The sequence below is a fragment of the Paenibacillus sp. ICGEB2008 genome (assembly GCF_000307675.1).
Lineage (GTDB): Bacteria > Bacillota > Bacilli > Paenibacillales > Paenibacillaceae > Paenibacillus > Paenibacillus polymyxa.
Genome location: NZ_AMQU01000016.1, coordinates 436,292 through 461,208 on the forward strand (window position 1 = coordinate 436,292; position 24,917 = coordinate 461,208).

A 24,917-nucleotide genomic window follows, 5' to 3' on the forward strand; every position below is an offset into this window, starting at 1 on the left:
CACTCGGCAGTGCCGATGACAATAAGGAGCCAAAAACAGCTTATGAGTTTATTGACTGTAGAAAATGTATCCCACAACTTTGGGGACCGTGCATTATTTAAAAATGTTTCCTTTCGATTACTTGCGGGGGAACGTGTAGGATTGGTAGGAGCTAATGGTGTTGGTAAATCGACACTCATGAACATTCTGACTGGAAAATTGCTTAAAGATGAAGGCAAAGTGGAATGGACTCCACGTGTACGTTATGGCTATCTGGATCAGCACACCAAGCTGACGCCGGGCAAAACAGTACGTGATGTATTAAAAGACGCTTTTCTTCCTTTGTTGGAACTAGAAAAGGAAATGATGCAAATTACAGACAAAATGGGAGAGGCTTCTCCCGAAGAGTTGGAAGTTTTGCTGGAACAGATGGGAGAAATTCAAGAGCAATTGGATATGGGGGATTTTTACCTCATTGATGTGAAGGTTGAAGAAATGGCGAATGGATTAGGTCTCTCTGCCATCGGACTGGATCGGGATGTAGCAGCACTTAGTGGTGGGCAACGGACAAAGGTGCTTCTTGCTAAGTTGCTGTTGGAAAAGCCGAATGTATTGCTGCTGGATGAGCCTACCAACTATTTGGATGTGGAGCATATTGAATGGCTTACGCGATATTTGAAGGATTATCCCTATGCTTTTATCCTCATCTCACATGATACTGAATTTATGAACCAAGTCGTTAATGTAATCTACCATCTTGAATTTGCTAAGATGACCCGCTATTCAGCTAACTATGAAAAGTTTCTTGAAATGGCGGATCTGAACAAAGCACAGCATATTGATGCATATGAGAAGCAGCAGGAATATATTAAGAAACAGGAAGATTTTATTCAGCGCAATAAAGCGCGCGCATCTACATCAGGCCGTGCAAAAAGCCGTGAAAAGCAGCTTGATCGGATCGAACGTATTGATAAGCCTGAAGAAGCTGCAAAGCCAACCTTTCAGTTCAAAGAAGCCCGTGCGAGCGGGAAAACGGTTTTTGAGGGTATTGATTTTGAAATTGGCTACACTCATGCTCTTTTGCCTAAAATGTCCATGACGATCGAACGTGGCGAAAAGATCGCAATTGTTGGCTGCAATGGTGTTGGTAAGTCTACGTTGCTCAAAACCATTCTTGGGAAAATACCTCCAATCAGCGGAAAAACCTATCAAGGGGATTTCTTGCAGCCTGCTTATTTTGAACAGGAAGTAAAGGCGGAGAAAATTACACCGATTGACGATGTATGGAATGAATTTCCGCATTTGAATCAGCATGAAGTACGAGCGCATTTGGCGCGCTGTGGTTTGAAGAATGAGCATATCACCCGGCCTTTGTCTGCGCTTAGTGGTGGAGAACAGGCTAAAGTCCGCCTTTGTAAACTGTTAATGCGTGAGAGCAACTGGGTACTGTTTGATGAGCCTACCAACCACTTGGATGTCAAAGCAAAGGATGAACTCAAACGCGCTTTGAAGGAATACAAAGGGACCGTATTGCTTGTATCCCACGAACCGGATTTTTACGAGGATTGGGTAACCAAAACGTGGAATGTAGAAGAGTGGTCTAGTAAAGTTAACTAAAATCCAGTTCTGACAGATTTCACACAAGGTGGGGTTTGCAGAATTAGGAAAATATGCTAAGCTATCTTTAGCTGATACAATAAAATAGCCACACTAGGGGAGCCGCCCATGCGGCTGAGACGAAATAAATGGATTTCGGACTCTTTGTACCTGATCTGGGTTATGCCAGCGTAGGGAAGTGAGTACTGTACAAACAAGGTAGTAGATCTTTACTTTTGTTTGTGCAGGGAACGATATACGTTTACGGATATAATAGTCCGTTCGATTTTGAACGTTTGTCAAGCCACTTCCTCTGGGAAGTGGCTTTTTGCGTTTCGTTCATCTTCATTTGTTCGAGCTTCCGTAGACGGATTTACATATGATCTCCTTTCATTATTGCTGGTACATGTGGCTGGCTCCGTATGATATTACCCAATAGGGAGCTGCAACAATATAGTTCAGCTTATACGATTATTTTATATTTTTTAGTCCAAGTGAGGTGAAAATGAGATCGAATTACACGTAATTACGATGGAAAGTGTCTCCTGTGTGGATGTACCCAAAGTGGCTGCCGCTATTTGTCCTTATATTCATTATGTACACGCACGTTCGAAACAGAAGGGTGCCTCTGCTTTGCTTTCTTTGACTCGTAGCATGATCGAGCAGGAAGTTCCTTTGCAGCAAATTGTAGTAAATGACCGTATGGACGTAGCTTTACTTACCTTGGCAAGAGCTGTCCAGCTACCTGCTAATGGGTTATCTGTGATGGATGCGAAAAGTCTGCTTCCAGTGGGTACACGCTGTGGAGTGTCTGTACATTCCTTGGAGGAGGTGCAGACCGCTGAGCAGGGGGGAGCAGACTATGTACTATTTGGTCATGTATATGAGACCTATTGTAAGGCCGGTCTTGTACCGCGGGGTGTAGCACAGCTTGAACGCATTTGCAGATTGTCGGCCATTCCGGTGATAGCGTTGGGAGGCATACAACCTCATCATGTTCCAGAGCTCTATCATGCCGGAGCAAGCGGAATTGCGGTGATGTCTGGTATATGGGAAGCAGAGTCACCCGTTGCAGCAGCGATGGAATATAGGCGAATGGTAGATCTTGTAGTTCACGACCTGTAGCAAGAAAACGAGACGAAGGGAAAGCAGAATGCTCACCGGAGAGGAGACACGGAACATATGTCAAAGACACATACAGAGAAAAAAGCAATAGGACACGCAGAATGCTTGGTCATAGGCGGAGGTGTGATCGGCAGTGCCATTGCTTATCATGTGGCTAAGGAGGGACGAAGTACAATTATGCTGGAACGATGGATCCCCGGTGAGGGAGCATCAGGAGCAGCGGCGGGAATGCTGGCAGCGGAAAGCGAAGAGTTCTCAGACCTTGAGCTGGCGCGATTTGCTCGCGCAAGTCGAGATGCATTCCCTGACCTTGTCTGTGATTTGGAGCGTTTATCGGGTATTTCAGTTGATTTTCGTACAGAAGGTTTTGTGACCCCTTTTCGTTCAGAAGCAGAGGGCCAAAGGCGCTGGAATGCTGCGAATATCCGAGAGGATGATAGCCCTATTTGGTGGGATGCCAGGGAATTGGCTCGACGGATTCCGGGCTTGGCAGATCAAGTAATTGGGGCTATATACCGATCAAAGGAGACACAAGTGGCCCCTGTTCAGCTTTGCCGTGCTTATGCAGGGGCAGCTGCGGTGCTGGGAGCAACAATATGGTCTGGAACTCATGCCGAGGAACTGATCATACAGGACGGCCGAGTTTGCGGTGTGCGAACGGATAGTGGATTTTTTTCCTGCGATCAGGTCGTGATTGCCGCAGGCTTGGACAGCTTGAAATTGCTAGAACAAATTGGATTTGATTATCCTCTTTATCCAGTCAAGGGTGAAGTGGTAGCAGTCTCCTTGAAGGACCATCCGTTGGAGTATACCATTTATGCCGATGATGTTTACCTCGTGCCTAAACAGAATAACGAGCTTTGGATTGGGGCTACGAGTCTTCCACATCAATATGACAAAGAGGTGACCGTAGGAGGCTTAAAAGGACTGTTAGTACGTGCATCTGCCTGGTTGCCGCGTGTACAAGAAGCTTCTTTTATACGTGCTTGGGCGGGCTTACGTCCACAGGCAGCTGCGGAGCGTCCTTTCATTGGCCCTGTTCCTGGAGTAGAGGGCGTCTATGCTGCAGTCGGGCATTATCGTAACGGTGTCTTGCTTAGTGATGCGACTGGGCGAGCGATGGCAGCTATGCTTAAAGGGGCTGATGCGGCTGGACTTGGAATAAGCAAATTTTCTTCTGAACTCCTCAAGGAGGAAAGCTTATGAAGCTGATCATTAACGGACAGAGCATGACCATTTCTAATCGAATCACTCATGTGGATCAATTGCTGCATGAACTTGATTTAAAGGTGAAAACCGTAGTGGTAGAGCTGAATCGGCATATATTGACCCGTGAAGATCATCATGAGACGGTACTTAAGGATGGAGATTGCCTAGAAATCGTACATTTTGTAGGAGGCGGTTGATCATGTTAACCATTGGAAAAGCATCTTTTACCTCAAGGCTGTTGCTGGGAACAGGGAAATTTTCGGATCTGGATATCCAATCCCAGGCTGTAGAGGCTGCTGAGACGGAAATATTAACGTTCGCTGTGCGCAGACTGAATTTGGAGGAACGGGATAAGCATCATTTTCTTGATACGCTAGATTTGAGCAGGTATACACTTCTTCCCAACACAGCAGGAGCAACAACAGCAGAAGAGGCAATCCGTATTGCCAAGTTGGCAAAAGCCTCTGGCTTGTGCGACATGATTAAGGTGGAAGTCATTGGGGATAACAAAACGCTGTTGCCTGACCCTTTTGAAACGTTGAAGGCTAGTGAAAAACTGCTAGAGGAAGGCTTTGTCGTACTGCCCTACATATCGGATGATGTGATACTAGCAAAGAGGCTGCAAGAGCTTGGAGTACATGCCATTATGCCTGGTGCCTCACCGATTGGTACAGGACATGGTTTGCTCAATCCGTTTTCATTAGAGTTAATTATTGAGCAAGCAGAAGTTCCGGTTATCGTCGATGCAGGTATTCGCTCACCTGGTGACGCAGCAATGGCGATGCAGTTGGGAGCAGATGGTGTTCTGCTAAATACAGCTGTGGCGGGAGCGAAGAACCCTGTGAAAATGGCTGAGGCCATGAAGCTGGCTGTGCGTGCAGGCAGATATGGTTTTGAGGCAGGGATGATACCTGTAAAACGATATGCTTCAGCGAGCAGCCCAACAGAAGGCATGGTTCAAGGATGAGGATATCTGAAAAATCCGGTGCTGGAACACCACAAATTGATCGTTATTCCAGACAGGAAAGGTTTGCACCCTTTGGACCTGCAGGCCAACGTCGGCTTGCTTCTTCTCACGTACTAATCATAGGTGTTGGAGCGCTGGGTACAGGCATTGCAGAAACGCTAGTTCGTGGAGGCGTAGGTACGGTAAGTCTCGTAGACCGGGATTATGTGGAATGGAGCAATTTGCAGCGCCAGCAGCTTTTTCAGGAAAGTGATGCAGCGCAAAGGTGTCCCAAAGCAATAGCGGCCCAGCGAAGATTAAAGGATATTAATTCGCAAACAGTCATCCATGCACATGTTTTGGATGTTGGGGTAGAAGAGCTGGAAGAGTTGATCCAGGGGGTGGATCTCATGATGGATGCAACCGATAACTTCGATACTCGGCTTCTTATGAACGACATGGCTCTCAAGCATCATATTCCTTGGATTTATGGAGGATGTGTGGGTAGCTACGGTGTAACTTACACTTTTTTACCGGGTCAAACACCTTGTCTACACTGTCTGATGGGAACTGTACCGTTTGGAGGAGAAACATGTGATACAGCCGGCATTATTCCGCAGGCAGTACAAATGGTCACCGCTAATCAGACTACAGAAGCTTTCAAACTTCTTGGTGGATATCCCGAGGACTTGAGAGGAAAATTGCTTTCGTTTGATTTGTGGAAAAATGAATATGTAGCAATAGCAGTGGATCGTCTCAAAAAGTCGAATTGTCCTTCTTGCGGTAGCCAACCGACGTATCCCTATTTATCGACCTCTCATCGGCAGAAAACAGATGTTTTGTGCGGTAGGGATACCGTTCAAATAAGACCTGCCAACCGGATATATCTGAATCTCGCAGAGATAGCAGATAGATTTGCAGCATTAGGCGAGGGAAACGTAGAGTGGAATTCGTATCTGGTTTCCTTTAGTGTGGGAGAGCATCGCTTGGTGGTTTTTGCAGATGGCAGAGCGCTGATCCATGGGACAAAGGACGTGGCCAAAGCAAGAAGTCTATATCATCGTTATTTGGGCTAAAAACCATAAACCTTAAAGCAGAAAGCCATTCTTCAGAGAATGATTTTCTGCTTTTTTGTTACACTAATACAAATATGTTTAATGGCTTATAACAAACTTGTTCGTATCCAATATGTAATGCGATGTCCAAACCAGGTGGGTGAAAAAGATGAGCCCGTTAATTGTACTTGTGGATGAAAATGAAGCGCCCGCTGTATTCGTTCGTCCATTGGAGCAGGCAGGTTATCAGGTGGTTCATGTTCGTAATACGTCGGATGTACGCTCTTATATAGCTCAGCATCCTGTGAGTTTGCTACTCCTAAACATTAAAGATGAACAGGCGGGCACTCAAGGCTTGATTCGCATTTTGCAGCAGAACCATCCTCATGTCCCGATACTTGCAATGATTTCATCAGATGAAGAGGCACATATGGTTTCCTGCTTTGAACAAGGAGCTCATGATGTAATGGTAGTGCCCTTTTATCCTAGAGTTCTTCAGGCTAGAGTGGCTAATTTATTACGAATTTTTGGTGTTGAACGTGATGTGAAAAGGGCAATCGAAGCGGGGGATATACATATAGACACTGCAAGCAGAATGGTGAGCAGAGGGGAGCGAAAACTGGAATTAACTCCGAAAGAATTCGATCTTTTGCTACATCTGGCAATACATCTTAACCAAGTTTGCAGCAGGCAGCAAATTTTAAAAGATGTTTGGAAACATGATTATATCGCTGATACGAACGTAGTAGATGTGTACATCAGGCATTTAAGGGTTAAAGTAGATAGAGGACAAAAGTTTAAAATGATTCGAACGGAACGAGGTATTGGCTATTCACTCAGAACGCCAACCGAAGCAAAATAGCATAAGTTATATAAAAAAAAGCCGGAACTTTTCGTCCCGGCTTACCTATTTCAAATGAGTGTTACATTACAGCACGCGACGTGCTTTAATGTATGTTCTTTTCCAGTTGCCAGAGTTTAAATCAGAGATGGTCACCCCAGGTCCGCCGTAAGTGTGTAAAATTTTACCCCCGCCCATATATACTGCTACGTGAGTAATGTTACGTCCTGTGGCACGGCTACCGCTTGAAAAGAACACTAAGTCCCCTTTTTTCAAATTGGCCTTGGATACGGCATGTCCGACTTTAGATTGTTGAACAGAAGTACGCGGCAAATCGACTCCGTATTTCTTGAATATGTGCTTCATGAAAGAAGAACAGTCAAAATTGCGTGTGGTGCTTGTGGAAGCTCCAAACTTATAGGGAGTACCCATATATTTTTTGCCGTAGTTAATTACTTTTTGACCTACGGTAGTAGTAGCAGTAGCAGCTTGTGCTGTATTTGTTCCCTCAATGGCAAAAGTGCCAAAGCCGATCGTGGCAGCGACTCCTGCGATAATTACCTTTTTTATGATTTTATGCATATTCATGTTGTAAATACCTCCAAAAATTGATTTGTGCAATAATTTGCTGAGTTGCTAACTAACTGACAGCGTTGAGTATAACAGTTTTGAAGCCACCTAATAGTTGGAAAACTACTCTCAAATGCTTGAGGGACAAGGCTTACGTCGTAATTATTAAAAAACGATTAAAAATTACAATTTGTAAAAAATAAAATGATTCTAGAACCTGTGAAAACGGAAAAACCCTTGTTAATCAAGGGTTTTGAGTGGGTGAACAACTTTTTAAATAGTTACAATAATGTCATAATTAATCCTTGCTTTGAATAACGAGTAGTAGACCGCTTTTAATAGAAATTGTACCTTTTGCAGCCGTTAGCTTATTGCTAACACCACGTGATTGTCCCATTTTAAGGGTTGCATTATGAAGTGGATACATAAATCCTTCCAGTTGTATACCTGTTACTTCGGCGGTCATTGGAATCAGCGATGTATATGTATAGCCCATAGGCTGGATCTCGAGCGTTGATCCGGTCAGCTCGATATAATTATGTGCGTCCATGATAGCGCAACTAATATGATGCTGCATAGCCCGTACTAATATTTGAACATTGGCTAATGTGTGGTCCATCCGAGTACCAGTCACACCGAGCATGAGTACATGATCTGCTTGTTCGTCCATAGCGATTTCTAAAGCGAGTTCTGTATCTGTTAGGTCCTTAAGTACTGGATCACACGCAAGCATACGTTGGCTTGCTGATTTCACCCTTTCTTGTTCCTCCGAAGTAATCGAATCAAAATCTCCTACAGAGACATGAGGCGTAATACCGTGTTCTATCAGGAAAAGGGCACCTTTATCTGCACCTATAATAAAATCATCGGGTTGTATTTGTTGTAAATCTTCTTCATTAAGACGACCGCCTGAAAATACAATGGCTCGTTTTTTCGTCATATCCAACATCCTTTCTTTCTGTATACGGTCCCATATATACGATCATTTTAAGTATACCGCGATAAATATGGCTTGCACAATTTTGGAGGACCTGGCTACAATGGAACAGAAAAAAGAAGTGTGACGTGAATAGGAAGGGGAACGAAATGACTAACGTTTTGTTTGTGTGTTTGGGCAATATTTGCCGCTCTCCCATGGGGGAGGCAATACTGAGACATAAGGCAAAGGAACGGGGATTAGACGCAGAAATCCGGGTGGACTCGGCTGGAACAGGAGATTGGCACATTGGAAATCCTCCGCATGAGGGAACGCTAAAGCAGCTTAAACTGCACGGAATCAGCGAACAAGGCATACAGGCACGGCAAATAACGGATCGTGATTTTGACGCGTTTGATTATATTGTGTGCATGGATGACTCTAATGAACGAAATATGCGTAAACTTGCAGGTGGAGCTGATGCTGATATTCTAAAATTTATGGATTTGCTTCCCCAAGAAAAGTTAAGAGAAGTACCCGACCCATATTTTACCGGAAATTTTGAAGAGACCTATCGATTATTGGACGCGGGATGCGAAGCCTTGCTGGACAAGATCATAGAAGAAAAGCTATAATGTGAACGACAGATGACGGCAATCGTTGCCGTTTTTCGTTATACATTTTTGAAAGCGCAACCAAATCATAAAAAAGAGGAAGGAGCATTATGACCTCCTAGGTCAATGCTCAATTCCTCATCATGCTGGGATGTTTTTTTACTCAGGCACGATCCAAAAAATACATTAGCGCGTCAGGCAACTCGTTTTGCCAAAAGCCCCATAAATGTTTGCCATCCTTTTCACGGTAAGAAACTTCGGCGTTCCGCTCGCGCAGTAAATGTGCGCATTGACGGTTCAGCTCTACAAAGTTGTAAATGCCGGTATCACTCTCAAAAGCATCTTCCTGAAGGCCAACTGTCATCCAAACATTTAGATGCGACAGTTCTTTCTCACGGGCAATAATTTCTTGCGAAGCTTCATAGTAGGCACCTGAGAGGCTGATAATACGATTAAACAGCTCAGGATACAATAGCGCCAAATGCAAAGACACACTGCCTCCCAGTGAATCTCCAGCAAGAATGCGGGAAGCTGCATCTTTTCTTATAGGATACTTTTGTTCCACATAGGGAATAATCTCTTCTGCAAAACAGGCAGTGTATGCCTCAAAACGATTGCCGAAGGGAGCGTACTCCTGAGTTCTGATTTTGGTGTTCACTTCTACACCTACAATAATGAAGGGTTCCACGCCTTCATCCAGTATGAGACGGTTGGCGTGTGTTGCAATGCGTCCAAAGTTGAAGAATTCCTCTCCATCCTGACAGTAGACGACCGGGTAGCTCAATATTTCATTATAGCCGGGCGGCAAATAAATCCGAAGAATTCGGGTTTCGCCAAGTAAGCGGCTGTCTACTTCGTCTTTAAGGATAGTTCGTTTTAAATACCTAGAATCCGTCATTTTTCGTCACCTTTCTTGGGTATTATTTTGCATTAAGGATCACAATAAGTTAAGATTACCCTGATTGCAATAGATGTTTAAAATTTCAATCATGTACTAAGCTGTTATAGTAAAAAACACACCCTGTTACATACACAAAAATGTGGCAAACTCAAAAAAAATAACTAAATCTTTGACGCGAGCGATATAACAGGTGTATAATAATCCTATAACAGCGGAACTTGATATTCAAATTTTTTTGTTGAGGTGAAGAAAATGAGCAAGGTTCCTTATGAAGTTTACACAGAGGAAGTTGAGGCTCTGTCCGTGCTTTCTCCGGATGGTGAAATTATCAATAAAGATAAATTGCCTAAACTTACAGATGATCAATTGAAAGAAATTATGTATCGTATGGTATTTACACGTACTTGGGATGACCGTGCTGTTAACTTGGGCCGTCAGGGACGTCTCGGCTTCTACGCTCCGGTATCCGGACAAGAAGCAACAATGGTTGGTAGTGAATTTGCGCTCCAAAAAGAAGACTTTATTGCACCAGGCTACCGAGATATTCCGCAACTCGTTTGGCATGGCCTGCCATTATATCAAGCTTTCTTGTATTCCCGTGGTCATCAACACGGTGGTCAAATTCCGGACGGCGTTAACGTATTGATGCCGCAAATTATCATTGGTGCGCAAATTCTGCACGCTATGGGTATTGCAATGGGCTACAAACTGAAAAAACAAAAACAAGTCGTCATTACATATACAGGCGACGGCGGTTCTTCCGAAGGTGATTTCTACGAAGGTCTGAACTATGCTGGTGTGTACAAGTTGCCAGTTATTTTCTTTGTGCAAAATAATGGTTACGCGATCACAACGCCATTCTCAAAACAAACAGCTGCTCTTTCGATCGCTCATAAAGCAGTAGCTGCTGGTATTAAAGGTGTTAAAATTGACGGTATGGACGTGCTTGCAGTTATTAAAGCCGTTCAAGAAGCTGCAGAGCGTGGACGTAATGGCGAAGGCGCAACATTGATTGAAGCCGTTACTTACCGTTTCCGTCCGCATTCCCTTTCTGATGATGCGACGAAATATCGTTCTAAAGAAGAAGAAGGCGAATGGAATGCAAAAGATCCAATTGCCCGCTTTGCGAAATATCTGGAGAAAAAAGGTCTTTGGACTGAAGAAGATACAGCTCGCGTAAAAGAAGAAGCTAAGGCAAAAGTGAACGAAGAGATCAAAAAAGCCGAGAAAACAGAAAAAATGACAATTCCTGGCCTGATCGATAGCATGTTCGAAACTACGCCTAAGCATTTGGAAGAACAAAAAGCTGATTTTAAATAATTGAACTTGAAAGAGACCGGGCGGCAACCCGATCCGGTCTGCTTTTCGATTGACCTGAACTGAAATTGATCTGTCAATGTTTAAGGAGGAAATGAAGCAAATGGCACAAATGAACATGAAAGAAGCGATTCGTGACGCACTGCGCGTAGAGTTGAAACGCGACCCTAACGTCCTGCTTTTCGGTGAAGACGTAGGTCATGTAGGTGGCGTATTCCGCGCTACAGAAGGTTTGCAAAAAGAATTTGGCGAAGAACGTGTATTCGATACTCCGCTGGCGGAATCCGCAATCGGGGGTCTTGCTGTCGGTCTGGGTATCCAAGGATTCCGCCCTGTAGCTGAAATCCAGTTCGTAGGCTTTATCTTTGAAGCACTCGATCAAATGGCAATTCAAGCATCCCGTATGCGTTACCGTTCCGGTGGACGTTACAATTCTCCAATCGTATTCCGTACACCTTTTGGTGGCGGTGTTAAGGCAGCCGAGCTGCATACAGATTCCTTGGAAGGTCTTTTGACTCAAACACCAGGTATTAAGGTTGTTGTTCCTTCCAACCCTTACGATGCAAAAGGTCTTATGATCGCGTCTATTCGCGATAACGATCCAGTATTTTTCATGGAGCATTTGAACCTGTACCATGCATTCCGTGCTGAAGTTCCTGAGAATGATTACACTGTTGAACTGGGCAAGGCTAATGTAGTTCGTGAAGGTTCTGATGTAACGATTATTACTTACGGTATGATGGTACACACTTCAGTTAAGGCTGCTGAAGAGCTGGAAAAAACTAAAGGTATTAAAGTGGAAATCATTGATTTACGTACAATCAGTCCGATTGACATTGATACCATTGTTGCTTCTGTTCAAAAAACAAATCGTGCGATCGTTGTTCAAGAAGCGCAAAAGAGTGCCGGTGTTGCTGCTGAAGTTATTGCACAAATTAACGAAAAAGCAATCCTGCATCTGGAAGCACCAGTTCTGCGTGTAGCAGGTCCGGATACCGTTTATCCATTCGCTCAAATTGAAGATACTTGGTTGCCAACGCCAACACGTATCATTGATGCGGTTAATAAAGTAATGGAATTTTAATTAAAGCACACCGTAAATTTGGGAGGTTTTAAACGTGGCAAAATTTGAATATAAATTCCCGGAGCTGGGTGAAGGTCTTCACGAAGGCGAAATCATCAAGATGCACATCAAGCCCGGCGACAAAGTAACTGATGATGATATCATCATGGAAGTACAAAACGACAAGGCTGTAGTTGAAGTTCCATGTCCGGTTAATGGTACGGTTCAAGAAGTATTTGCCAAAGACGGAGACATCTTTAACGTAGGTCAAGTTGTAGCTGTCATCGACGCAGAAGGTGAACTTCCTGAACAAGAAGATGCACCGGAAGCACCAGCTGCTAGCCCTGAGCCAGTTGCTGCTGCACAAGGCGGAGCTGCAGGTGCAGCTAGATTTGAATATAAATTCCCAGAGCTGGGTGAAGGTCTGCACGAAGGTGAAATCATCAAGATGCACATCAAACCCGGCGACAAAGTAACTGATGATGATATTATCATGGAAGTACAAAACGACAAGGCTGTAGTTGAAGTTCCATGTCCGGTTAATGGTACGGTTCAAGAAGTGTTTGCCAAAGACGGAGACATCTTTAACGTAGGTCAAATTGTGGCTGTGATCGCTGCTGAGGGTGAGCTTCCTGAGCAAGAAGAAGCACCAGCTGCTGTTAAACAAGAAGAGGATGCTGCAAAAGGTGGAGCGAACACTCAACCAGGTGCAACACCTGCTGCTTCGAACAAAGACGTGCTGGCTACACCTAGCGTCCGCAAATTTGCACGTGAGCAAGGTGTTAACCTCGCTCAAGTGAGTGGCTCCGGCAAAAACGGTAAAATCACTAAAGAAGATGTAGAAGCTTTCAAAAATGGTGGAGGCCAAGCGGCTGCACCAGCAGCGAAAGAAGCTGCAAAAGCGCAAGAGCCAGCTAAAAAAGAAGCGAAAGCTGCAGCACCATCCGCACCAGCTGCAGATCCGCGTGCTGAGGAAGAACGCGTACCATTCAAAGGTATCCGTAAAGCAATTTCCAATGCTATGGTTAAGTCGGCTTACACGGCTCCACACGTTACAATTATGGATGAAGTGGATGTAACCGAGCTGGTTGCTTTCCGTACTCGTATCAAGCCAATTGCAGAGAAGAAAGGCACAAAAGTAACTTACCTGCCGTTCATCGTAAAAGCTTTGGTTGCTGCTTCCCGTCAATTCCCGGCTCTGAATGCCTCGATCGACGAAGAAGCTAACGAAATTGTCTACAAAAAATACTACAACATCGGTATCGCTACTGATACAGACAACGGCTTGATCGTTCCTGTTATCAAAGATGCTGATCGTAAGAGTATCTGGATGATTGCTGATTCCATTCGTGATCTGGCTGTACGCGGTCGTGATGGTAAATTGGCTGCCAATGAGATGAGAGGAAGCACGATTTCCATCACGAACATTGGTTCCGCAGGCGGTATGTTCTTTACTCCAATCATCAACTTCCCTGAAGTTGCAATTTTGGGTACTGGCCGCATCAGTGAAAAAGCAGTCGTGAAAAACGGTGAAATTGTTGCCGCTCCAGTAATGGCTCTTTCCCTGAGCTTTGACCACCGTATTATTGACGGTGCAACTGCTCAAAACTTCATGAACTATATCAAACAGCTGCTCGCTAACCCTGAGCTGCTTGTAATGGAGGTGTAATCAATGGTAGTAGGAGACGCTTCTCTGGATATTGACACATTGGTTATCGGTGCGGGTCCTGGCGGCTATGTAGCTGCCATCCGTGCTGCACAATTGGGACAAAGCGTATTGATCGTTGACAAATCTGAGCTGGGCGGTGTCTGCTTGAACCGTGGATGTATTCCATCCAAAGCTTTGATCTCTGCAGCTCATCAATACGAAGCAGCTAAACATGGCGAAACTTTCGGTATTACGGCTGAAAATGTAAAAGTAGATTTTGCAAAAACACAAGAATTCAAAAACGGTGTTGTTAAGAAAATGACTGGTGGCGTAAGCGGCTTGCTCAAAGGCAACAAAGTCGAAGTTTTCAACGGTGAGTGCATGTTTATCAACGAAAACGAAGCGCGTGTATTCAACGAACATGAATCACCACGTTACCGTTTTAAAAATGCAATTATCGCAACAGGCTCCCGTCCTATCGAATTGAAGCCATTCCCGTTTGGCGGACGCATTCTCTCTTCTACTGAAGCATTGAACCTGCCTGAAATTCCGAAAAGCCTGATCGTTATCGGTGGTGGATATATTGGTGCAGAGCTTGGACAAATGTATTCCAAATTCGGTTCCAAAGTAACTATTATTGAAGGTATGGATACTGTTCTTCCTGGCTTCGATAAAGATATGACTTCCATCGTTTCGAAAAGCATGAAGAAAACAGGTATCGAAATCTTCACTGGCGCTAAAGCGGAAAGTGCGGAGCAAACTGATAAAAATGTAACAGTGAAATTCTCTGTTAACGGTGAAAGCAAAGAAGTAACTGCTGAGTACCTGCTTGTAACTGTTGGACGTCGTCCAAATACAGACGGTGAACTGGGTCTGGATTTGATCGGTGTAGAACTGGATGAACGCGGAATGGTGAAAGTTGACCACCAAGGACGCACAAGCATCCCTCACATCTTCGCAATCGGCGATATTGTTCCTGGTCTTGCTCTGGCTCACAAAGCTTCTTACGAAGGTAAAGTAGCTGCTGAAGTAATTGCTGGCCAACCATCTGTTGTAGACTATAAATGTATTCCGGCTGTTGTGTTCACAGATCCAGAATGCTCTAGCGTAGGCTACACAGAGACACAAGCTAAAGAAAAAGGCTATAATGTCAAAGTTGGCAAGTTCTCTTATGGAGCAAACGGTCGTGCCGTTTCCCTGAACGCTGCTGAAGGCTTTGTAAAAATCGTAGCTGACGCAGATACAGGTCTGGTACTGGGTACGCAAATCGTAGGTCTGGAAGCTTCCAACCTGATTGCTGAGCTGGGTCTGGCGATTGAAATGGGTGCTACACTCGAAGATATCTCCTTGACTATCCATGCTCACCCTACACTGGGCGAACTTGTGATGGAAGCTGCAGAAGTCGTAATGGGTCATCCGATCCACGCATTGGCGCCACGTCGCTAATTCCATTTCATTATCTTGTTTTTGGTTTTCATACATGAAAAAAGAGGCAAGGAGCGCTATATCTGCGCTCTTTGTCTCTTTTTTTCAAACTTTAAGATTATTGGACTATCATGAAAATTCACACAGCACATGGTCAAAAAAGTACCCTACATGATAAACTAAATATAGATTAATGGGGTAGATCGAGAATTTTAAAAATTAAAAATTGACGATGCTGTTTTTTATTCATGCTCAAAGGAGAGAAACAACGTGCGCAACTACTTGGAATTGTTGGAGGATATTTTAGAGAACGGAGTGAAAAAAGAGGATCGGACAGGGACGGGAACATTATCTGTGTTCGGAAGGCAACTTCGTTTTGATCTGGCCAAGGGCTTCCCGTTGGTGACCACTAAAAGAGTACATTTGAAATCCGTTATACATGAGCTGTTATGGTTTTTGCGAGGGGATACCAATATTGCTTATCTCAAGGAGAATGGAGTTAGCATTTGGGATGAATGGGCAGACGAGCAGGGGAATCTGGGACCTGTGTATGGATCGCAATGGCGCGCATGGGAAACACCGGACGGACAACATATTGATCAAATTGCGAATGTCATTGAGGCTATCAAAAACAATCCGGATTCACGTCGACATATCGTCAGTGCTTGGAATGTGGCTGAAATTGAATCGATGAAGTTGCCACCATGTCATTTTGTATTCCAGTTCTACGTAGCTGGAGGAAAGTTATCCTGTATGCTGACGATGCGTTCAGTGGATACTTTCCTTGGACTGCCATTCAACATCGCTAGTTATGCATTGCTGACGCATATGGTTGCACAGCAGTGCGGTTTGGAGCCCGGAGAGTTTATTTGGTCAGGCGGCGATGTGCATATTTATTCAAACCATATACAACAAGTGCATACGCAGTTGGAACGTGACCCATATCCGTTACCACAGTTAAAAATCCTGCGCAAACCGGAATCCATTTTTGATTACACTTACGAGGATTTTGTTTTTGAGAATTACGAGCATCACCCAGGGATCAAGGCGCCTGTCGCCATCTGATTAGAGGAGGTGGAAAGATGAGCATTTCGATGATATGGGCTATGGCACAAAATGGTGTGATTGGCCGGGATAACAGTCTTCCTTGGCGCCTTCCCAGAGACATGGCCTTCTTCAAAGAGCAGACGATTAATAAAACGGTACTCATGGGACGCAAAACGTGGGAATCCTTTGGCGGGAAAAGCCTACCAAACCGCCGCAACGTCGTTTTGACTCGAGATGAGCGCTATCAGGCGGAAGGTGCGGAAGTAATCCATACGCTGGAAGAAGGGCTCCAACTTGCCCAGAAAGAAGAGCTAATGGTCATTGGCGGAGCGGAGATTTATTCACTGTTTTGGCCACATGCTGATCGGCTGATTGTGACTCGAATTGAGGAGACTTTTGAAGGTGATACGACGTTTCCTGAGCTGGATTGGAGCGGCTGGAGTATAGTCAGTGAGACGCCAGGTATCAAGGACGACAAAAACCTGTATGATTACCGTTTTGTTGTTTACGAGAGAACAGGATAACAATAGATGAACTCGACCTAGCTCATTTGAAAAATTAATAAACCATATAAAAAATCCTTTTGGCTGTAGATGCAGAAAGTTGCATAAGTTTTCATTACTTTTACGCTGTATTGTGATACAATAAATCAAATTCAACGAGAACAGACCCTTTCATAACACAAACAGACAAGTTCGAATTTGTTTAGAATTCTGAATGGATGATCGGGGTTCATAAGCGAAGAGATGGGGGAACGTAACATGTCTACACCAACTGGATTTATGGAATACACACGACAACTTCCTACAGACCGGGACCCGGCAGAGCGTATAAAGGATTGGGAAGAATTCCATAAGCATATGTCTGAAGAAGAGCTGCGTACCCAAGGGGCGCGTTGTATGGACTGCGGAACTCCTTATTGTCATACGGGGATGGATCTCATGGGAGCAACTTTAGGCTGCCCGGTTCATAATCTTATTCCGGAATGGAACAATCTCGTATATCGTGGTTTGTGGAAGGAAGCGTTAGATCGGCTGCACAAAACGAATAACTTCCCCGAATTTACGGGGCGTGTCTGTCCTGCGCCATGTGAAGGCTCATGTACTGTTGGCCTTATCGGGCAGTCTGTTACCATTAAGACAATTGAGGAAGCGATTATCGAAAAAGGTTTTGAGGAAGGCTGGGTTGTTCCTAACCCGCCAGAAAAACGTACAGGAAAACGAGTGGCTGTTGTCGGCTCGGGTCCTGCGGGATTGGCTGCGGCAGCACAGCTCAACAAAGCAGGACATAGCGTGACTGTGTACGAGCGTGCAGATCGTATAGGTGGGTTACTGATGTATGGAATCCCATCCATGAAGCTGGATAAGAAGGTTGTACAGCGTCGTGTAGATTTGCTGGAGGCTGAAGGTATCCAATTTATCACGAATACGGAAATCGGCAAGGATATCCCTACTGAGCAGCTGATTGCTGACTATGATGCAGTTGTGCTATGCGGTGGATCTACAAAGCCGAGAGAATTCAATATTGAAGGCAGCGATTTGAATGGTGTCCATTATGCTATGGATTATTTGAATGGCACCATCAAGAGTTATCTGGATTCCAACCTCGAAGATGGCAACTATTTGTCCTCCAAAGGTAAGGATGTTATTGTTATCGGTGGCGGTGATACGGGTTCGGACTGTGTAGCTACTTCTTTGCGGCATGGTTGCCGGAGTGTCACTCAATTTGGCACACACACCAAAGCTCCACTGGAGCGTGATCCGATTGCGAATCCTTGGCCGCAGTTTCCGAATGTGTACTCTCTCGACTATGCACAGGAGGAAGCTAAAGCATTGTTTGGGGAAGATCCGCGTGAGTTTTCCATCATGACAACCAAATTCGTGGGTGATGAGAATGGCAATCTGAAAGAACTGCACACCATTCAAATTCAACGTATTGTCGATGAAACAGGACGTAAAATCTATCAACCGATTCCAGGTACGGAGCGCGTATTTCCGGCACAAATTGCGCTGATTGCGATTGGGTTTGACGGACCTGAGCAAACGATTGTGAAGGAAATCGGTTTGGAAACAGACCGTCGTTCCAATGTTAAGGCACGTTATGGGAAATATGTGACGAATGTGGATAAGGTTTTTGCTGCAGGTGACATGCGCCGCGGACAAAGTCTTGTTGTGTGGGCTATTAATGAAGGTCGAGAAGCAGCACGTGAAGTTGATAAATACCTCATGGGTGCTACTGTTTTGGTATAATTATAAATTTTTATGTTACCGTTACGAATCAAGTAAAGGCTCCATCTTAGGATGGGGCTTTATTTGTTTTTAAAGCTTTATCACTAGTAGTTGTTGAAACCAATTTTCTAGTGAGGTATACAAATCGTTGTGAATTCAATGTTATATAAAATCACTCTAAATTAACTTTTTAATCATGTAGTTGTTATCTATAGTGATCATAACATAAATAAGGACGGTGTGTGTAGCCTTTTTTAAAGAAAATACATTTATTTTACAAAATAATTAGATGAAAACTTAACTTGTGTAATATAAATTAACATTAATATTACACAAGTTTGCTAATAGTGCAGTTTTATTTTGGGTTTTCTATATTTATATTGCTTCCAAAGGAAGATGACATGATCTTTTCCAAGGTTACATAAAATCATGACCTGAGAGAATCATGATATCTATGGTATAATAGACGTACATTGTTGAAGCGCTAGACTAAATGAATTTACAAAGGAGCTTTCGCCGGGAGAAGGCTCCTTTTGCATGAGGCCGGGAACCTGTGTTTTCATTTGCGTTCCATGTATATCTATGATTCATGGAAGAGAAACAGAAGGCCGTCAGGAAGGAATGGAATGAATGAAGACGTTGATTATTGCTGAGAAACCAGATATGGGGCGGACAATTGCCGCTGTTATGGAGCCGCGTGCTAAAAATAACCGTACCTATTTGGAAGGGGAGAAATACATTGTAACCTGGGCGATCGGTCATTTGTTGGGTCTGGCTGAGCCGGATGCTTACGATGCTAAGTACAAACGATGGAATATTCAAGATCTTCCGATTATCCCTGAACAATTCAAAATTGTACCTAATCCGAAAACAAAAGATCAGCTAAAAATGATTGGTGAGCTGGCCAAACGCTGCAATGCCATCGTGAATGCTTGTGATGCTGGACGGGAGGGGCAATATATTTTTGCGTTAATTCAGCAGCAGTTAAAGCTACGACAGCCGGTTAAGCGATTGTGGATCTCGGACTTGACGGCGGAAAGTATTGCGACAGGCTTTGAACGATTGCGAGATGCCTCGGAGTTTGAATTCCTGACTCAAGCTGCGCGGGCACGAAGTGAAGCAGACTGGCTGATTGGCATGAACGCCTCCAGAGCGTTCACAACACGACATAACACCTTGCTGTCGGTAGGACGGGTGCAGACTCCCGTGTTGGCACTAATTCATGATCGAGAAAAGGAAATTGAAGCATTTCAGTCTCAAACCTTCTATGACGTATGGGCTGAGTTCAAGCAAGATCAGATTAAGTACAAAGGGGCATGGCAGGGTGATCGGCTGACGAATCCGGAAGAAGCTGAGGGGATCGCTGCGGCGGTACGCGGAAAAGAGGGTGAAATTACCAAATATGATACAAAGCAGACAAAGGAGTATCCTTTTAAATTATACGATTTGACGCTGCTTCAACGCGAGGCGAATGCCAAGTACGGTTATTCGGCTAAAAAAACGCTGGATGTGGCACAAGCGCTTTATGAGCGTCACAAGGTCATTTCCTATCCGCGGACCAACTCTAATTATGTGACAGAGCAGAATATAGACGGCATGCATAAGGCATTACGGATGCTGGGGACAGGCCCTTATGCTGATCTGGTACAACAAGCAAACCCTAATTTGGTCCATAAACAGAATAAATCGGTCTGCAATCCGTCTCGTGTTGAGGATCACCATGCTATTTTGCCGACGTTAAAAAGGCCGGGAACGCTAAGCAAGGAGGAACAAAATGTATATGACCTGGTTATTCGTAGGTTTCTGTCGCATTTTTTTCCGCCAGCTGAATATAAAATGCATACCGTAATGACGCAGGTGGACAAGCATCTGTTTAAAACTAATATTAAGGAGCTTCTGTCCTTGGGATGGAAAGTGGTTTTGAGTAAGGCTGATCAGGATAAAGGTAAAAAAAGCAAAACATCCAAAAAAGAGGATGAAGAGGAAACGGACGAGTGGACGGACAAGAAGTTTGAAATTGATGCAGGGCGTCCGGTAGATTGTGTGCGCGCTGAGATGAAAGAAAAGGCGACTCAGCCTCCTAAAAGCTACACGGAGGGCACATTGCTTAAAGCGATGGAAAGCGCGGGCAAGCAGATGGAGAATGAGGAATTACGCGAGGTTATGAAGGATGCTGGCTTAGGTACACCTGCGACACGGGCCGCTACAATTGAACGATTAAAGAAAGTCGGCTACATTGAAATGAAGGGCAAAAAGATTCTGATTACGGATAAAGGAAAGATGGCTATTAACCTGATCCGTCATGCCGGGGTAGATCTATTAGCTTCACCGGAGATGACAGGTCAATGGGAACGCCGTCTTCATCAAATTTCCAAGGGTGAGGCAGCTCAGGAGAAGTTTATGGATAACGTTAAAAGATTTACGTTGTCTATCATTGATAAGGTAAGGCAGCAGCCACCTGCTCCCGCAAATGCCTTTGGCGAGGAGGCAAGGAGTAATGGCTCGGGAGGAAAGACGAACGCCCGCGGCGTAGGTACGAGTGGACGTGCCACCACCGCCAAAGGAAGAGACCGCACAGCATCGGGAGGCGGTAGCAGTGCAGGAAGTGCTGCGCTAAAGCAAGCATCAGCGCCAATAAGTCGCAGTTCGACTACAAAAGCAGTGCGGAGCTCATCTGATGGACAGTCAGATACTTCAGCAAGCCAAAGGCAGGCGTTAGGCAGCTGTCCGTGCTCCAATTGCGGTGGAAGCATTATAGAAGGCCGCAAAGGGTATGGGTGTAGCCACTTTAAGCAGGGCTGTGGTTTTGTCATTTGGAAGGAATATGCGGGCAAGCAGATTACCGAAACGATGCTCAAGTCCCTGCTCGCCAAGGGGCAGACGCAATTGTTGTCTTTTAAACGTAAAGATGGATCGACCGTCAAAGCGCGGATTGTTCTGGATGTGCCAGGAACAGGACAACTTAGCGTTCGTGAGGATGCCTGAGATAGGAGCATCAACAAAAAAGGACCCTATCCGAGGGTCCTTTTTTGTTGATGCAATTGTATGCTTTCGTGGATCACCCGTGGCACTTCTGTTAGCTTTTGTATTGTATACATTACAGAGTTCACGTTTTTTTGCAATTCAACCATATTGTAAATCCATTCTTTAGGCTGCTTAAGATACACAGCGTGAATACCTGCCGCAATGGCTGGAGATACGTCGGTGCGTAAAGAATTCCCAATCATCCAGGTGATACCTCGGTCCAAGCGATTCATTTGGATGATTTCTTCCAATGCTTCGACATTTTTATGCTGGCGAATATAGATACGGTCATCAAAGTAAGTAGCCAGCTTCATTTGTTCAATCTTTCTTTCTTGAATGACCTGCTCCCCCCCAGTGTAAAGATGAAGGGAATGCCCTGCTTTTTGGAGTGAATTTAACGTTTCGGCCATACCTGGATACGGTTCGATTTCCTGCTCGTACACACTTCGGCCAAGCGAGCGAAGCTCCTGCTCTTCCTGAGAATCCGTACGGCGTCCAAATTGTTCCGAGAAAAACTGGTACGTATTTATTAGGGATTGTGGAAAATGCTCGCTGGCAAAACCCACCTGATGAACTCCAGCCACATCAATTTCGATTTGTTTTTCACGGATCGAATTTCTCGTTAGGTTATGAGCTGCAAACCATTCCTGAAGCAAATCGAAAAAGTGGTTGAGAATAAGATCGAAATACTTGTTGCAGTGGACCAAAGTGTCATCAAGATCAAATAAAATGTGCTGCTTCGGATACGACATGATGCATACTCCTTCCAAGCCAAAGCTTTAACGGTGTTCGGTTTATAACTAAGTTGCGATTCAAATTACAGTCCAATATAGGATTCCAAAAATACCTGCAAATCAGCCGCACCGTCGGGACGGATGCTGAATTTTTCCTTGTGATAGCGTCCAATGTGAATGCGGAGCAAGCCAGCCACACGCAAAATCATCATATCAGACATAAGTGTATCTTCCAATCGGCTCAAATCATGACGCATGTCTTCAAGAGACTTAGGACCTTGAGCTACATAACGCAAAATGCGCAGTCGTTGCGGATCATTGACAGCACGAGTAAGCCGTAGTAGAAGCGTAGGCGGTTCTTCCTCACTCTCCTCGGGAATATCTACCGGATACTGGATCAGCAGTGTACGGGTATAAAAGCAATATGAATTAATTGGGCGATTATGGACGACCGGAAACAGCACCACTGTATCGAGATCTTCCATATGTGGGACGACTAGCCCGGCTGTTGCATATTCAACAAGTGCTTCCGGTTCCATTTTACTTAACAGCATGCGCTTTTCCGCAGCGTCTTCTTCTGCCAACACACGCAGTTCGCCTTCCAAGGTCCGAAAATAATCACGATCCCACAATCTGAGGAGTGGTGCATATACCTTACGAATGCGTAAAGATTCTTCAAAGGTTAAAAAAGGAATATGCGGAACAAGTAGCTCAAACATATCCTTGTCCGGTCCGTGATCCAAGTAAGAAATATAGTCGGATATTTCATCTGATTCCGGTCGAAGCAACGCCCAGGCATAGAGTGCGTCATAATCGCTAAAAGGGCAATCCTGAGCTGTAGCAAGCTCAGTACGAACTTCTTGTTGTAGTCGTGCATCCACCTTGTCGATCCATTCATGGCCCAAGTCCATATCTTGGACCCACTTTTTAGTTACATAGGCCATAAAGCTGCCGAGCAATTCATAAATTGGAGAAGTGTCTATTTTAATTTGATAACTCATGGAACCAAATGCCTCCTATTCTGTCTTCTAGCCCAGAGCGGTGAACGTAAATAAAGCCCGTCCATAAGCAAAACATGAGCATTTTGAAATTGCCCACTTATTTATTATGGCTTGTTCTGCCGGGCATTGTCCACTATAATATGAAATAGTGCGTTGTGACGTGAACTTGGTCGGATTGAACATACGAGGCTCTTCACCAAATGGAGTCGGATACATACCAGACTAGCTCTATCCGTAAAATCGTCATCTCAGATGGCGATTTTTTTCTTTCTCTCTTTAATACACTAAAATTAACGCTAAAAACATCTTAATATGTAATATACCGATTTTTCAGATGGTCATGGTATACATCGTGATAAGAATTATTATTGATTATGGTATCAAATGCAAATCATTTCTAAGCATTCATTTTATGATGTTAATAATTTAATTGTTCGGGCAGGAGGAGCTAGGATGTCGTCGTCGTTACGTGTTCATTATTTTATTTTAATTGCAGTTATTATTGTTGCTGGATTATGTCAGGGTTTACTATTACCTATTTTGTCGATTTCTTTGGAACAAATGGGGGTTTCGTCTTCGCTAAACGGAATGAACGCGGCTGCACTGTATATTGGTTCATTTGCAATGACACTGGTGGCTGAACGGACTTTGGGATGGCTGGGGTTCAAAAAGCTGATGGCCGGTGGTCTTGTGCTTGTGCTCATTACCCTGCTGCTGTTCCCGCTAATTCCTGATATTCGGATTTGGTTCGTACTGCGTCTGCTCGTAGGTATTGGAGACAGTGCGTTGCACTATTCTGCGCAGTTGTGGATATTGCTAGTAACTCCACCAGAGAATCGAGGCCGCAACATTTCCTTTTATGGTATGTCTTACGGTCTGGGTTTTGCATTAGGCCCATTGGGATTATGGCTACTCGATTATGGAATGCTGGTTCCATTTGCTGCGTTGGCTTTTTTGTGCTTGCTTGTGTTGCTGTTAGTGTTAATCAAGTTACCTGACTCAAGACCCGAGAAGCAGGAAACTGAGGCGCGTCCCGCACAAAGATTCCGACGCAGCTATAGCTGGGCATGGTATGCTCTGTTGCCTGCATTTCTATACGGTTATATGGAAGCGAGCCTGAACAGTAATTTTCCAGTCTATGGCCTGCGTATTGGCTTCCATACCGATGAAATTGCTGCTTTGCTGCCTTTCGTTAGTTTGGGAGGCTTAGTGTTGCAACTGCCTTTGGGTATATTAAGTGACCGTTGGGGACGTAAAAAAGTGCTAATGAGCGTAGGTATAGCGGGAGGATTGTCCTTTATGTTGCTACCCTGGAGTGGTAATCATTTTATGTTCACTTTGGTATTGCTGACCATCGCAGGTGGATTGGTAGGCTCCTTTTTCTCACTCGGTTTGGCCTATGCAGCTGACCTGTTGCCCAAATCATTTTTGGCGGCTGCAAATGTGCTGGCATCCTTTCATTTTAATCTGGGAAGTGTGGTCGGACCTAATATTAGCGGAGGGTTGCTAGACATTGGAACTCAAGGCAGCATGTTTCTAGTTCTTGGAGGTAGTTACATTGTTTTCGGATTGTTGGGTCTGTTTTCCCGAAAAAGAGTACCGGCGGTTTAAAACTGCGGTTTGCATGGTATTTGTTTCACAATTACTATAAAATATAAACATGTATTGATGGCGGACA

The 24,917-nt window shown here is 44.5% G+C and carries 22 protein-coding genes and 1 riboswitch; of the genes, 17 read left to right on the plus strand and 5 right to left on the minus strand.

From position 1 onward, the window contains the following. Positions 1–42 precede the first annotated feature (42 nt). From C400_RS0117095 to C400_RS0117125, 7 genes are all read left to right on the plus strand, one after another. A complete protein-coding gene (locus tag C400_RS0117095; protein ID WP_013371468.1) occupies positions 43–1,596 on the plus strand; it encodes an ABC-F family ATP-binding cassette domain-containing protein in 1,554 nt (517 codons plus the stop codon). 85 nt (positions 1,597–1,681) lie between these two features. Then, positions 1,682–1,790: riboswitch (TPP riboswitch) on the plus strand. 316 nt (positions 1,791–2,106) lie between these two features. Further along, a complete protein-coding gene (locus C400_RS0117100) occupies positions 2,107–2,700 on the plus strand; it encodes a thiamine phosphate synthase (RefSeq protein WP_016821920.1) in 594 nt (197 codons plus the stop codon). Positions 2,701–2,757: 57 nt separating this feature from the next. Next, on the plus strand, positions 2,758–3,906 hold the full coding sequence (thiO, locus tag C400_RS0117105; protein WP_017427715.1) for a glycine oxidase ThiO: 1,149 nt from the start codon (positions 2,758–2,760) through the stop codon (positions 3,904–3,906). Then, positions 3,903–4,106: a sulfur carrier protein ThiS gene (gene thiS, locus C400_RS0117110; RefSeq protein WP_016821918.1), complete on the plus strand. Its 204-nt coding sequence runs from the start codon at positions 3,903–3,905 to the stop codon at positions 4,104–4,106. The genes thiO and thiS overlap by 4 nt, the downstream gene beginning before the upstream one ends. A gap of 2 nt (positions 4,107–4,108) precedes the next feature. Next, the gene (locus C400_RS0117115) at positions 4,109–4,876 is read left to right on the plus strand and encodes a thiazole synthase (protein ID WP_017427716.1); all 768 of its coding nucleotides are present in this window, start codon (positions 4,109–4,111) and stop codon (positions 4,874–4,876) included. After that, on the plus strand, positions 4,873–5,931 hold the full coding sequence (locus C400_RS0117120) for a ThiF family adenylyltransferase (protein WP_016821916.1): 1,059 nt from the start codon (positions 4,873–4,875) through the stop codon (positions 5,929–5,931). The genes C400_RS0117115 and C400_RS0117120 overlap by 4 nt, the downstream gene beginning before the upstream one ends. A 148-nt stretch (positions 5,932–6,079) precedes the next feature. Next, complete coding sequence (locus tag C400_RS0117125) at positions 6,080–6,772, plus strand: response regulator transcription factor (protein WP_016821915.1); 693 nt, start codon at positions 6,080–6,082, stop codon at positions 6,770–6,772. A 66-nt stretch (positions 6,773–6,838) separates the two neighbouring features. On the opposite strand, the gene C400_RS0117130 is transcribed toward C400_RS0117125, so the two are convergent. Then, on the minus strand, positions 6,839–7,339 hold the full coding sequence (locus C400_RS0117130; protein ID WP_013371461.1) for a C40 family peptidase: 501 nt from the start codon (positions 7,337–7,339) through the stop codon (positions 6,839–6,841). Positions 7,340–7,619: 280 nt separating this feature from the next. Further along, on the minus strand, positions 7,620–8,261 hold the full coding sequence (locus C400_RS0117135) for a thiamine diphosphokinase (protein WP_016821914.1): 642 nt from the start codon (positions 8,259–8,261) through the stop codon (positions 7,620–7,622). Positions 8,262–8,407: 146 nt separating this feature from the next. Here C400_RS0117135 and C400_RS0117140 point away from each other — a divergent pair, with 146 nt between their 5' ends. Next, on the plus strand, positions 8,408–8,872 hold the full coding sequence (locus C400_RS0117140; RefSeq protein ID WP_016821913.1) for a low molecular weight protein-tyrosine-phosphatase: 465 nt from the start codon (positions 8,408–8,410) through the stop codon (positions 8,870–8,872). 142 nt (positions 8,873–9,014) lie between these two features. Here the strand turns inward: C400_RS0117140 and C400_RS0117145 are convergent, their stop codons facing one another. Further along, positions 9,015–9,749 carry an alpha/beta hydrolase gene (locus C400_RS0117145; RefSeq protein ID WP_017427717.1) on the minus strand — a complete coding sequence of 245 codons (735 nt, stop codon included), beginning with the start codon at positions 9,747–9,749 and terminating at the stop codon, positions 9,015–9,017. Between the two features lie 255 nt (positions 9,750–10,004). Between C400_RS0117145 and pdhA the strand changes: the two genes are divergently transcribed. The 8 genes from pdhA to C400_RS0117185 all read left to right on the plus strand — a co-directional run bounded on the left by pdhA (position 10,005) and on the right by C400_RS0117185 (position 21,465). Then, positions 10,005–11,072 (plus strand): pyruvate dehydrogenase (acetyl-transferring) E1 component subunit alpha, encoded by a 1,068-nt coding sequence (gene pdhA / locus C400_RS0117150; protein WP_013371457.1) that lies wholly within the window; start codon positions 10,005–10,007, stop codon positions 11,070–11,072. A 100-nt stretch (positions 11,073–11,172) separates the two neighbouring features. After that, the gene (locus C400_RS0117155) at positions 11,173–12,153 is read left to right on the plus strand and encodes an alpha-ketoacid dehydrogenase subunit beta (RefSeq protein WP_017427718.1); all 981 of its coding nucleotides are present in this window, start codon (positions 11,173–11,175) and stop codon (positions 12,151–12,153) included. 34 nt (positions 12,154–12,187) lie between these two features. Then, complete coding sequence (locus C400_RS0117160) at positions 12,188–13,801, plus strand: 2-oxo acid dehydrogenase subunit E2 (RefSeq protein ID WP_017427719.1); 1,614 nt, start codon at positions 12,188–12,190, stop codon at positions 13,799–13,801. Positions 13,802–13,804: 3 nt separating this feature from the next. Next, on the plus strand, positions 13,805–15,226 hold the full coding sequence (gene lpdA, locus C400_RS0117165; RefSeq protein ID WP_017427720.1) for a dihydrolipoyl dehydrogenase: 1,422 nt from the start codon (positions 13,805–13,807) through the stop codon (positions 15,224–15,226). A gap of 249 nt (positions 15,227–15,475) precedes the next feature. Further along, on the plus strand, positions 15,476–16,270 hold the full coding sequence (gene thyA, locus C400_RS0117170) for a thymidylate synthase (RefSeq protein WP_013371453.1): 795 nt from the start codon (positions 15,476–15,478) through the stop codon (positions 16,268–16,270). Positions 16,271–16,287: 17 nt separating this feature from the next. Beyond that, positions 16,288–16,776, plus strand: a complete 489-nt coding sequence (locus tag C400_RS0117175; protein ID WP_017427721.1) for a dihydrofolate reductase — start codon at positions 16,288–16,290, stop codon at positions 16,774–16,776. Between the two features lie 237 nt (positions 16,777–17,013). After that, positions 17,014–18,501 carry a glutamate synthase subunit beta gene (locus tag C400_RS0117180; protein ID WP_017427722.1) on the plus strand — a complete coding sequence of 496 codons (1,488 nt, stop codon included), beginning with the start codon at positions 17,014–17,016 and terminating at the stop codon, positions 18,499–18,501. A gap of 609 nt (positions 18,502–19,110) precedes the next feature. Then, the gene (locus C400_RS0117185; protein WP_017427723.1) at positions 19,111–21,465 is read left to right on the plus strand and encodes a type IA DNA topoisomerase; all 2,355 of its coding nucleotides are present in this window, start codon (positions 19,111–19,113) and stop codon (positions 21,463–21,465) included. Between the two features lie 26 nt (positions 21,466–21,491). Here the strand turns inward: C400_RS0117185 and C400_RS0117190 are convergent, their stop codons facing one another. Together C400_RS0117190 and C400_RS0117195 are read right to left on the minus strand one after the other, a co-directional pair. Then, positions 21,492–22,256 (minus strand): HAD family hydrolase, encoded by a 765-nt coding sequence (locus tag C400_RS0117190; protein WP_017427724.1) that lies wholly within the window; start codon positions 22,254–22,256, stop codon positions 21,492–21,494. A 65-nt stretch (positions 22,257–22,321) separates the two neighbouring features. After that, positions 22,322–23,239 (minus strand): hypothetical protein, encoded by a 918-nt coding sequence (locus C400_RS0117195; RefSeq protein WP_017427725.1) that lies wholly within the window; start codon positions 23,237–23,239, stop codon positions 22,322–22,324. Positions 23,240–23,692: 453 nt separating this feature from the next. Between C400_RS0117195 and C400_RS0117200 the strand changes: the two genes are divergently transcribed. Further along, positions 23,693–24,850 carry an MFS transporter gene (locus C400_RS0117200; protein ID WP_017427726.1) on the plus strand — a complete coding sequence of 386 codons (1,158 nt, stop codon included), beginning with the start codon at positions 23,693–23,695 and terminating at the stop codon, positions 24,848–24,850. The last annotated feature ends 67 nt before the right edge of the window (positions 24,851–24,917 follow it).

What these genes read in the sequence shown, in the direction of transcription:
- C400_RS0117095 (WP_013371468.1), top strand. Translation starts at nt 43, where the DNA reads ATGAGTTTATTGACTGTAGAAAATGTATCCCACAACTTTGGGGACCGT.
- C400_RS0117145 (WP_017427717.1), bottom strand. Translation starts at nt 9,749, where the DNA reads ATGACGGATTCTAGGTATTTAAAACGAACTATCCTTAAAGACGAAGTA.
- C400_RS0117100 (WP_016821920.1), top strand. Translation starts at nt 2,107, where the DNA reads ATGGAAAGTGTCTCCTGTGTGGATGTACCCAAAGTGGCTGCCGCTATT.
- C400_RS0117115 (WP_017427716.1), top strand. Translation starts at nt 4,109, where the DNA reads ATGTTAACCATTGGAAAAGCATCTTTTACCTCAAGGCTGTTGCTGGGA.
- C400_RS0117125 (WP_016821915.1), top strand. Translation starts at nt 6,080, where the DNA reads ATGAGCCCGTTAATTGTACTTGTGGATGAAAATGAAGCGCCCGCTGTA.
- thiS (WP_016821918.1), top strand. Translation starts at nt 3,903, where the DNA reads ATGAAGCTGATCATTAACGGACAGAGCATGACCATTTCTAATCGAATC.
- C400_RS0117200 (WP_017427726.1), top strand. Translation starts at nt 23,693, where the DNA reads ATGTCGTCGTCGTTACGTGTTCATTATTTTATTTTAATTGCAGTTATT.
- C400_RS0117120 (WP_016821916.1), top strand. Translation starts at nt 4,873, where the DNA reads ATGAGGATATCTGAAAAATCCGGTGCTGGAACACCACAAATTGATCGT.
- C400_RS0117185 (WP_017427723.1), top strand. Translation starts at nt 19,111, where the DNA reads ATGAAGACGTTGATTATTGCTGAGAAACCAGATATGGGGCGGACAATT.
- thiO (WP_017427715.1), top strand. Translation starts at nt 2,758, where the DNA reads ATGTCAAAGACACATACAGAGAAAAAAGCAATAGGACACGCAGAATGC.
- lpdA (WP_017427720.1), top strand. Translation starts at nt 13,805, where the DNA reads ATGGTAGTAGGAGACGCTTCTCTGGATATTGACACATTGGTTATCGGT.
- C400_RS0117190 (WP_017427724.1), bottom strand. Translation starts at nt 22,256, where the DNA reads ATGTCGTATCCGAAGCAGCACATTTTATTTGATCTTGATGACACTTTG.
- pdhA (WP_013371457.1), top strand. Translation starts at nt 10,005, where the DNA reads ATGAGCAAGGTTCCTTATGAAGTTTACACAGAGGAAGTTGAGGCTCTG.
- C400_RS0117140 (WP_016821913.1), top strand. Translation starts at nt 8,408, where the DNA reads ATGACTAACGTTTTGTTTGTGTGTTTGGGCAATATTTGCCGCTCTCCC.
- C400_RS0117130 (WP_013371461.1), bottom strand. Translation starts at nt 7,339, where the DNA reads ATGAATATGCATAAAATCATAAAAAAGGTAATTATCGCAGGAGTCGCT.
- C400_RS0117180 (WP_017427722.1), top strand. Translation starts at nt 17,014, where the DNA reads ATGTCTACACCAACTGGATTTATGGAATACACACGACAACTTCCTACA.
- C400_RS0117155 (WP_017427718.1), top strand. Translation starts at nt 11,173, where the DNA reads ATGGCACAAATGAACATGAAAGAAGCGATTCGTGACGCACTGCGCGTA.
- C400_RS0117195 (WP_017427725.1), bottom strand. Translation starts at nt 23,239, where the DNA reads ATGAGTTATCAAATTAAAATAGACACTTCTCCAATTTATGAATTGCTC.
- C400_RS0117135 (WP_016821914.1), bottom strand. Translation starts at nt 8,261, where the DNA reads ATGACGAAAAAACGAGCCATTGTATTTTCAGGCGGTCGTCTTAATGAA.
- C400_RS0117175 (WP_017427721.1), top strand. Translation starts at nt 16,288, where the DNA reads ATGAGCATTTCGATGATATGGGCTATGGCACAAAATGGTGTGATTGGC.